Source organism: Micromonospora sp. ATLC16 (assembly GCF_057196645.1).
This window is the reverse complement of sequence record NZ_JBXUOW010000207.1, coordinates 1-223: the sequence shown is the minus strand read 5'-3', so window position 1 is coordinate 223 and position 223 is coordinate 1. Positions and strand designations below refer to the sequence as shown.

Annotated in this window: 1 protein-coding gene; it reads right to left on the bottom strand. The window is 71.7% G+C overall.

All coding sequences use genetic code 11. The annotated features are described in order from the left end of the window. Nucleotides 1-208, bottom strand: a 208-nt coding sequence (locus AC2CHE_RS27070) for a transposase family protein (protein WP_484507641.1), incomplete at its 3' end; no start/stop codon positions are given. Between the last annotated feature and the right edge of the window lie 15 nt (nt 209-223).

Here is a 223-nt window from a genome sequence, read left to right as displayed (position 1 = left end):
CCCTCAGCCAGCGGGCGAGTACCGCCGACAGCACCTCGGCGTCGATGCGGATCAACAGGCGCCACGCTGTCGTCGCGGCGGGAACCCGGTCGGTGAACCCGAGCCGGTTCCATACCGATCGATCCTGGTTGCGGACCCAGTCGGTGACCGCGGCGAACGTGCACGCCCCGGCCAGCACCGCGCAGACCGCCGCCGAGAGGACGCTCACCAGCGGATAGCGCCG